Below are 8723 nucleotides of genomic sequence, written 5' to 3'. Positions count from 1 at the left end.
GTCACGCAGGGGGTCGCGGGTTCGAGCCCCGTCCGTTCCGCCACTATATTGAGAAGCCCTGACTGTTAAAGTCAGGGCTTTTTCATATTCTCTTTTTCCCTCCGGCATTGTGAAGCTTTGTCGTGAGGTGAATTCCGACATTCGATACCACGAATTGAAACCCCGCGCTAAAATCCCTATAACAGTCAGTGTGAACTTTTTGTTGTTATCAGCCAGGCGGTAAAGTGCGAAAGAAAACCTATGCAATGCGCTATATAGCAGGCCAGCCAGCGGAGCGAATTTTTCCGCCGGGTGCGATGCTGCATCTGGGTCAGGGTCTGCCGCCAGGGGAGCCGCTGCCGGCCGATCCCACCCTGCGGGTGCTGGTATGGAACATCTTCAAGCAGCAGCGCGCTGACTGGATGTCGGTGTTGCAGGGATTCGGTCGTGATGCCCATCTGGTCCTCCTGCAGGAGGCGCAAACCACGCCTGAACTGATCCAGTTTGCTACCAGCAATTATCTCGCAGCCGATCAGGTGCCCGCTTTTGTGCTGCCTCAGCACCCGTCAGGGGTGATGACGCTCGCATCGGCGCATCCGGTCTACTGCTGCCCGTTGCGCGAGCGCGAGCCGCTGCTAAGGCTGGCAAAATCCGCGCTGGTCACTGCATACCCTCTGCCAACCGGCGATATGCTGATGGTAGTGAATATCCATGCGGTTAATTTCAGTCTGGGTGTGGACGTATACAGTAAGCAGCTGGGGCCTATAGGAGAGCAGATCCGGCATCACCGTGGCCCGGTGATAATGGCAGGGGACTTTAATGCATGGAGTCGTCAGCGGATGAACGCGCTCTATCGCTTTGCCCGCGCCATGTCTCTGCGGGAAGTGGCGTTTACAGACGATCACCGGCGTAAAGCGTTTGGCCGGCCGCTCGACTTTGTCTTTTACCGGGATATGAAAGTGAGTGAAGCAGCGGTGCTGGTCACCCGTGCCTCCGATCATAATCCGCTGCTGGTAGAGTTTAACCCCGTCACTGTTGCGCGCTAAACGCACCCGCCTGTAACGACGAGACGCTCTGGCCGGCACTGCTATAGATGATGCTATGCCGATAAAGAAAAAAGGCTGACAAATGTCAGCCTTTTCAGTGCATCAGGTATCTGGCGTTGCGCTATTCTTAACAAACAGAGTGAGCTTATCACCCGGCTGTATATCCTTCGCGTCGCTGTTCCAGCGCATTACGTCCTGCGTGTTAACGCCGTGACGTTTTGCAATACTGGCAAAAGAATCACCCTTACGAACGCGGTAGGTGATGCTGTTGCCGTTATCTGCCAACTGCGATGCTGCTGTCGTACCGCTAACCGTCAGGGTCTGGCCGATACGCACTGCCGCACTGCGCAGATTGTTCTGCTGTTTTAGCGAGCTCATGCTGACACCCAGCTTACTGGCGATACCGGATAGCGTGTCGCCTTTACGTACTTTGTAGCTGTTACCGGCTGCGCTGGCTTTAGCCAGTTCAACAGGCTGCACGGAGGCAATATCTCCGGAGGCCAGAGAGTTGCGCAGCTGTGCCACGTTGGACTTAGGCACCATAATATAGTGCGGACCGTTTGGCGCAGTCGTGCCGTTTTTGTACCCGGCGTTAAATGTCTTCAGTTTACTGAGCGACATACCCGCCATTTCTGCAGCCTGAGTTAACTGCATCTGCTGTCCCACTTCCACACGCGCCAGCGCGCGGCTTTCATTAGGGGCTGGCAGTTTAATGCCGTAACGCTTGTTGTTCTTGAGCAGTTCGCTTAAAGCCAGCATTTTCGGGACATAGATGGTTGTTTCGCGCGGCAGTGATAAATGCCAGAAGTCAGTCGGCTTACCCCGTGCCTTATTCTGCTTCATCGCTTTCAACACGCGTCCTTCGCCGCTGTTATAGGCTGCCACCGTCAGTAGCCAGTCGCCATCAAACATGCGATTCAAACGCTGCATCATATCCAGTGCTACTTTGGTTGAGGCCACCACATCACGGCGTCCGTCATACCAGCGGTTCTGTTTCAGACCATAATTTTTGCCCGTTTGCGCAACAATCTGCCAGATGCCTGCGGCATTGGCGGAAGAGGTTGCGTGAGGGTCAAAAGCGCTCTCCACTATGGGTAGCAGTACCAGTTCCATCGGCATTTTACGTTTCTGTATCTGCTCGACAATCCAGTACATGTACGGCTCTGCCCGTAATGTTACATCGTGGAGATAGCTCTTATTTTTTAAAAACTTTGTTTTCTGTTCGCGGATCCGGGCATTTTCCGGGATCCCCATCTTCAACTCGTCACTAATGAGATTCCAGAGATCGGTGTCTTCTGCGAGGCTGGTTCCATCATCTTGCCAGCGCGGCGACAACAAGCGATTTCCGTACTTTCCATTTTCACCTTGACCAGCTGAAGACAGGCTCTGTGCATGCTGAGCGGGGATATTGGCGTCATTCCGTGATGCCTGACATCCGACCAGCAAGACTGAGGCGAGTAATAATATCGCTTTAGCCTTCATGTGTGTGTCAGTAGTTCGCTTAAAAGACGAGCAACTATACGTGACGTACCGGCACAACACAACCCAAAAAATTAAAATTGGTCTTTCTTATTACGCAATTCAGCAAAAGTCTGCCATAACGGGGCGGATTCCACATTAATTGCTAAAGCTTTTTGTAAATCAGCATCTTGTGTGCGTAAAAATAAATTTATCTCACGTTCCAGCGCCAGTTTTGTCGGTAAAGTAGTGCGATTTTCTGCCCGTAAATCCTTAATTTCCTGATATCTGGCCAGAATTTTCGGATCATGGGGTAAAATTGCAGCAGCAAACTTCATGTTAGATAAAGTATATTCATGTGCGCAGCAGATAAGCGTATCGGCGTGAAGTTGATTAAGTTTTTGAAAGGAATGGAACATTTGTTCTGCTGAACCTTCAAAAAGTCGTCCGCAGCCGCCTGAGAACATCGTATCGCCGCAGAAAAGATAAGGTGCGCTGTAATATGAGATATGTCCTAAAGTGTGGCCCGGCGTGGCGATGACCTGAAAAGGCAGGCCGAGCAGCGTAACGGTCTCGCCCTCATGAACAATATGCTGCGCGCCTTTAGCCGCCGTTTCCTGAGGGCCATATACCTCAAGCTGAGGATAACGCTGCAGCAGTTCAGCAACCCCGCCGGTATGGTCCTGATGATGATGTGTCAGCAGAACAGCCACCGGCGTCCAGCGATTGGCTTCAATTTTTTCAATCAGCGGCCGGGCTTCACCGGGGTCAACAATCAGGCAGCTGCCGGCGTCATCGGTCAGCGTCCAGATGTAGTTATCCGTTAATGCGGGAATACTGGTAAGATTCATAAACACCTCTCTGGTTGTCTTAAAGGAAGATGGTAGAGCATGAAGCCAGCGAAAACACGCCAGATCCTGACCGCGCCGCGCACCTGGAATGATATGCCCTGGGGAGAGTACTTTCGCGATGCGTTAACCCAGCAGCTACAGCCCTGGCTGGCGAGGCTTTATGGCTTCCATATGCTAAAAATTGGCAGCCTGAGCGCAGAAATCAATACCAGCCAGTGTGCCATATCTCATCAGGTCAATGTTGGCAGTGAGGGCGACGCACTGCAGGTGCTCGCCAGCGTTGCTCAGCTGCCGTTTGAGTCTAAATCAATCGATGCCTGCCTGCTGGCGCACACGCTGGCATGGGAGCAGGATCCGCACCGCGTGTTACGCGAAGTGGACAGGGTGCTGATTGATGATGGCTGGCTGATTATCAGCGGCTTCAATCCTTTCAGCCTGCTGGGGATTAGCAAAGCGATTCCGGGTCTGAGCCGGCGAGCGCCCTGGAACAGCAGAATGTTCAGCCAGGTGCGTCTGCTGGACTGGCTGAGCCTGCTGAATTATGAAGTGGTGTACCGCACGCGTTTTCAGGTGGTGCCGTGGCATCGACAGGGGGGCAGGATGATCAGTGCGCATCTGCCCGCTCTGGGGTGTCTGAACATCGTGGTGGCCCGCAAGCGCACGTTCCCGCTTACGCCAGCTAAAATGAAAACGGCGCGCAGCAGTGCGCAGCTGCGTCCGGTAGTAAACGCTACGCGTCAGTTTCGCGAAACGCAGGATCAGGATGCAACCTGATAGCCAATGTCTTCCAGTGCCGGATTACCGGCAGCGCTGCGCGCCAGTTCATCGCAGCGCTCATTCTCCGGATGGCCGGCATGCCCCTTCACCCACTCCCATTGAATGGTATGGGTGCTGAGCGCCGTATCCAGACGCTGCCACAGGTCAGTATTCTTAACCGCTTTTTTATCAGCGGTTTTCCAGCCACGCTTTTTCCAGTTGTGGATCCAGCTGGTAATGCCCTGGCGGACATACTGGCTGTCTGTGCTGATGACCACGTCGCACGGCTGCGTCAGCGCCTCTAAGGCGACAATGGCCGCCATCAGCTCCATACGGTTGTTGGTGGTCAGGCGATAGCCCGCGCTGAATAACTTTTCATGCTCGCGATAGCGTACAATAGCCCCATAGCCGCCCGGTCCCGGATTACCAAGGCAGGAACCGTCGGTGAAAATTTCTACCTGTTTGCGCATCTCTGGTAGACTTCCCTCTGAAAAAACGCCAAGTCTGACACAAAACGAGCCCTATGATCACTGCAAATAACCGCCAGATTGTCCTCGATACTGAAACCACCGGCATGAACATGATCGGGGTTCATTATGAGGGGCATCGCATCATTGAGATCGGTGCGGTTGAAGTCATCAACCGTCGCCTGACCGGCAACAACTTCCATATGTATCTCAGGCCCGACCGGCTGGTGGACCCGGAAGCGTTTGGTGTTCACGGCATCGCCGATGAGTTTCTGGCCGACAAGCCCACCTTTGCGCAGATAGCCGATGAGTTTCTCGACTATATTCGCGGAGCTGAGCTGGTGATCCATAACGCCTCGTTTGATATCGGCTTTATGGACTATGAGTTTGGCATGCTGCAGCGTGATATCGGCAAAACTGAAAGCTTTTGCAAAATCACCGACAGCCTGGCGATGGCGCGCAAAATGTTTCCGGGCAAGCGTAATAGCCTGGATGCGTTGTGCAACCGTTATGAAATCGACAACAGCAAACGTACGCTGCATGGCGCACTGCTGGATGCCGAAATTCTGGCGGAAGTCTTCCTGACCATGACCGGCGGCCAGACGTCGCTGGCATTTTCCATGGAGGGCGACCAGCGTAATCAGGCTGAAGGGGAGCATATTCAGCGTATCAGCCGCCCCGGTTCAGGCCTGCGCGTGATTAATGCCAGTGATGAAGAAGTCATGGCGCACGAAAGCCGCCTCGATCTGGTCACAAAAAAAGGTGGCAGCTGTCTGTGGCGCGTCTGATGCACTGATTTTGCTGCTAAAAACAGCGGCGAGCTGAAAAAAGCGGCAAACGTGTCATTTTGATATAAAAAGCGTTGACGGGGGAGGGGGCTGCCATTAATATGCGCCTCGTTCCCGACGGGGAACAAAGCGCGGAGCGGTAGTTCAGTTGGTTAGAATACCTGCCTGTCACGCAGGGGGTCGCGGGTTCGAGCCCCGTCCGTTCCGCCAATCTATTTAAAAAAGCCGATTCAGAAATGAATCGGCTTTTTGCTGTCTGCTATTCAGCCAGCACTATACACCCTCTTTTTGCAGCGTCGCTTCCGGACGATACGAGACCGGTACGACCCGTTCTGCCCGCGCCAGCCAGCGATAGCAGCCTGCCCCCAGCGCCACACCGATAAACCAGCTGAAGTTAGCTACCGCATGCAGCGCCGGAATAAAACTTATCGTCAGGCAGATCCCGACCGCCGGCAGCAGCGCCGCGATCGCTTTGGGATTAAAGCCGTTGCGGTACCAGTAACGTCCCTGCGGCGTGGCGTTAAACAGGTCATCAACGCTTACGCTGCCGCCTTTAATCAGATAAAAATCCGCAATCAGAATGCCGAACAGCGGGCCCACAAACGAGCCCAGCACATCCAGCGTATAGTGGATCAGTTCAGGTGACTGAAACAGATTCCACGGCGTCAGCAGCACGGAACCCACCGCGGCGATCATGCCACCGGTGCGGAAACTGATCTTCTGCGGGGAGCAGTTAGAGAAATCGAAGGCGGGTGACACAAAATTCGCCACGATATTGATACCAATGGTGGCGGTGATCATGGTCAGCAGGCCGATAGCGACGGCCAGGTCGTTGCCTACCATACTTACCGTCTCAATCGGATCGGTGATCATTCTGCCAAACAGCGACTGGGTGCCGGAGACAATCACTACCGTAACCACGGAGAACAGCAGGAAGTTAAACGGTAATCCCCAGCGGTTGCCGCGGCGAACTTCACTCATGTTTTTGCCGTAACGCGAAAAGTCGCCGAAATTAAGCAGAGGACCGGAAAAGTAGGAGACGACCAGGGCGGTTGCAGTGATCATCTGCCAGGTCTGTTCGCCGACACTCAGTGATTTGCTGGCCAGCGTAAAAGAGATACCCGCCAGACCAGTTTTGTATACAATCCAGCCCGCCAGCGCGACCATCACGACATAGACTGCCGGACCCGCCACGTCGATAAAGCGCTTAATGGCGTTCATGCCGTGCCAGAACACCATCGCCTGCAGCAGCCACATGATGCCAAAGCAGCACCAGCCGAGCAGCGACAGCCCCAGCCAGCTGCTTTGCGTCATGCTATTAAGCGCCGGGAAGAACTTCAGCAGAACCAGCATCAGGGCATTCGCCGCCAGATAGGTCTGAATACCGTACCAGGCAAACGCGATCAGTCCGCGGATCACAGCCGGAATATTGGCGCCGAATACGCCAAATGCCTGGCGGCAGATCACCGCATAGGGCACGCCCGCCATCTGGCTGGGTTTTGCCACCAGATTCGCACAGAGCTGCACGATACCGATCCCGGCCAGCAGACACAGCAATACCTGCCAGCTTGCCAGCCCCAGCGTAAAAAAGCTGGCGGCAACCACATACCCGCCCATGCTATGCACATCGGACATCCAGAAAGAAAAGATGTTGTACCACGTCCAGTTCTGCTGGCGCGTCGGAGCCAGATCCTCATTACACAGGCGTGGACTATAGGCCGCGCGGGCATCAGCCTGCGCTGGCGTCACTTCAGTATGAATTGGCATGAAACCTGCTCCTCTCACCATGATGGGGAAAATATTCACCGTTTAAAGAGCTATTGCAGGATCCAGGCCAGAAGTGATTTGTTGTATACAAAAAATGAAAGGAGTGTATACGATATCTGGCAGTCAGCTATTTTCCGGAGCAGGTAATGAATCATGAATCCGCAGTGAAGCCGCGCGCTGTGACGTTTGAAAAAGATGAAGCGATCTTTCAGGCATTGCTTAGTGCCATCGTTGAGCACCAGCTTCCGCCGGGCAGCAAGCTGCCTGAAGAGGCGCTGGCAGAGGTGTTTGGCGTCAGCCGTACCGGCATTCGTAAAGTGCTGCAGCGCCTCGCGGCGGTGCAGATGATCACGCTGTCGCCCGGACGTGGTGCACAGGTCAGCACGCCCGATGTGGCGGAATCACGCGATATCTTTGCCACGCGCAGCATGCTGGAGTGCGCCAACCTGCCCGCTGTACTGACGCATCTGCAGTCGCCACACCTCGCGGCGCTGGAGGCGATTATCACGCAGGAGCAGCAGGCGCATCAGCAGAATGACGGCGCGGCTGCCATTCGTCTTTCAGCCGCGTTTCATATCCAGCTGCAGGCGATATCCGGCAATCAGGTGCTGACCGATATCATCACGCGCCTGACCCAGCGCTCATCGCTGGTGATTGCCGCCTGGGGCACGCCCTGGCAGCACGGCTGCCGCTGCGATCATCACGACAGGCTGGTCGATCTGCTGCGCCAGCGGGCGCTGCCTGCGCTGACTGAGGCGCTGACGCACCACTTCGACCACATTCTCTCCAGCCTGCACTTTGAGCGCAGCGGTGAAACGCTGCCCGATTTCAGCCGGTTATTTGCCGGTCATAAAGGAGCCCTATCATGAGCCTGATACAGGTGATCAACCCCAATACCAGCCTGGCAATGACTGAAACTATTGGTGCGGCCGCGCGCGCCGTGGCGGCACCGGGCACGGACATTCTGGCGGTCTGTCCGCAGCAGGGCGTACCCTCCATAGAGGGACACTTTGATGAGGCGATAGCCGCGATCGGCGTACTGGAGCAGATTAAGCGTGGCGAAGCGCAGGGCGTCAGCGGCCATGTGATCGCCTGCTTTGGCGATCCCGGCTTGCTGGCGGCGCGCGAGCTGGCCAGCGGCCCGGTAATCGGTATTGCCGAAGCGGCAATGCATACCGCCACGCTGGTGGCGACGCGCTTTACCATCGTCACCACGCTGCCGCGTACGCTGGTGATCGCCCGCCATCTGCTGCAGCAGTATGGTTTTACGCACCACTGTGCGGCGCTGCACGCCATCGATCTGCCGGTACTGGCGCTGGAGGATGTCAGCGGCGTGGCGCAGGAGAAAGTCCGGGCGCGCTGCATTCAGGCAAAACGTGAAGATAACAGCGGCGCGATTGTGCTGGGCTGCGGCGGCATGGCGTCGCTGGCGCAGGATCTGACCCGCGAACTGGATATGCCGGTGATCGATGGCGTCAGCGCGGCGGTAAAAATGATAGAGGCGCTGGTGGCGCTTGGCCTGGGCACCAGCAAGCATGGCGATCTCGCTTATCCGCTGCAAAAACCCCTCAGCGGCGCCTTTCAGCACCTAAACTAAGGTCTGGCTGAGGT

Annotated in this window: 9 protein-coding genes and 1 tRNA gene; 6 read left to right on the top strand and 4 right to left on the bottom strand. The window is 55.4% G+C overall.

Going from position 1 to position 8723, the window contains the following annotated elements; all coding sequences use genetic code 11:
* Positions 1-224: 224 nt before the first annotated feature.
* On the top strand, positions 225-1025 hold the full coding sequence (locus tag DBY66_RS15900) for an endonuclease/exonuclease/phosphatase family protein (RefSeq protein ID WP_071668473.1): 801 nt from the start codon (positions 225-227) through the stop codon (positions 1023-1025).
* A gap of 102 nt (positions 1026-1127) precedes the next feature.
* Here the strand turns inward: DBY66_RS15900 and mltD are convergent, their stop codons facing one another.
* Together mltD and gloB are read right to left on the bottom strand one after the other, a co-directional pair.
* Entirely contained in the window at positions 1128-2507 is a 1380-nt protein-coding gene (gene mltD, locus DBY66_RS15895) for a murein transglycosylase D (protein ID WP_039382798.1), read from the bottom strand.
* A 71-nt stretch (positions 2508-2578) separates the two neighbouring features.
* Complete coding sequence (gene gloB, locus DBY66_RS15890) at positions 2579-3334, bottom strand: hydroxyacylglutathione hydrolase (RefSeq protein WP_108570236.1); 756 nt, start codon at positions 3332-3334, stop codon at positions 2579-2581.
* Positions 3335-3373: 39 nt separating this feature from the next.
* Here gloB and DBY66_RS15885 point away from each other — a divergent pair, with 39 nt between their 5' ends.
* Positions 3374-4108, top strand: a complete 735-nt coding sequence (locus DBY66_RS15885; RefSeq protein ID WP_094112074.1) for a class I SAM-dependent methyltransferase — start codon at positions 3374-3376, stop codon at positions 4106-4108.
* On the opposite strand, the gene rnhA is transcribed toward DBY66_RS15885, so the two are convergent.
* On the bottom strand, positions 4093-4560 hold the full coding sequence (rnhA, locus tag DBY66_RS15880; protein WP_108570235.1) for a ribonuclease HI: 468 nt from the start codon (positions 4558-4560) through the stop codon (positions 4093-4095). The two genes, DBY66_RS15885 and rnhA, sit on opposite strands and share 16 nt — an antisense overlap.
* Before the next feature lie 53 nt (positions 4561-4613).
* On the opposite strand from rnhA, the gene dnaQ reads away from it, so the two are divergent.
* On the top strand, positions 4614-5345 hold the full coding sequence (gene dnaQ / locus DBY66_RS15875; protein ID WP_065650060.1) for a DNA polymerase III subunit epsilon: 732 nt from the start codon (positions 4614-4616) through the stop codon (positions 5343-5345).
* A 133-nt stretch (positions 5346-5478) separates the two neighbouring features.
* A tRNA-Asp gene (locus DBY66_RS15870) sits at positions 5479-5555 on the top strand.
* A 63-nt stretch (positions 5556-5618) separates the two neighbouring features.
* Here the strand turns inward: DBY66_RS15870 and DBY66_RS15865 are convergent.
* Positions 5619-7112, bottom strand: a complete 1494-nt coding sequence (locus tag DBY66_RS15865; protein ID WP_108570234.1) for an NCS1 family nucleobase:cation symporter-1 — start codon at positions 7110-7112, stop codon at positions 5619-5621.
* Positions 7113-7258: 146 nt separating this feature from the next.
* Here DBY66_RS15865 and DBY66_RS15860 point away from each other — a divergent pair, with 146 nt between their 5' ends.
* Positions 7259-7981, top strand: a complete 723-nt coding sequence (locus DBY66_RS15860; RefSeq protein ID WP_039382814.1) for a GntR family transcriptional regulator — start codon at positions 7259-7261, stop codon at positions 7979-7981.
* Positions 7978-8709, top strand: coding sequence for an allantoin racemase (gene hpxA / locus DBY66_RS15855; RefSeq protein ID WP_108570233.1), 732 nt, complete (start codon positions 7978-7980; stop codon positions 8707-8709). Before DBY66_RS15860 ends, hpxA begins: the two co-directional genes overlap by 4 nt.
* The last annotated feature ends 14 nt before the right edge of the window (positions 8710-8723 follow it).

Source organism: Pantoea sp. RIT413 (assembly GCF_003057675.2).
GTDB lineage: Bacteria > Pseudomonadota > Gammaproteobacteria > Enterobacterales > Enterobacteriaceae > Pantoea > Pantoea eucrina.
The sequence above is the reverse complement of the archived record's forward strand: the minus strand, read 5'-3'. Positions and strand labels throughout refer to the sequence as shown.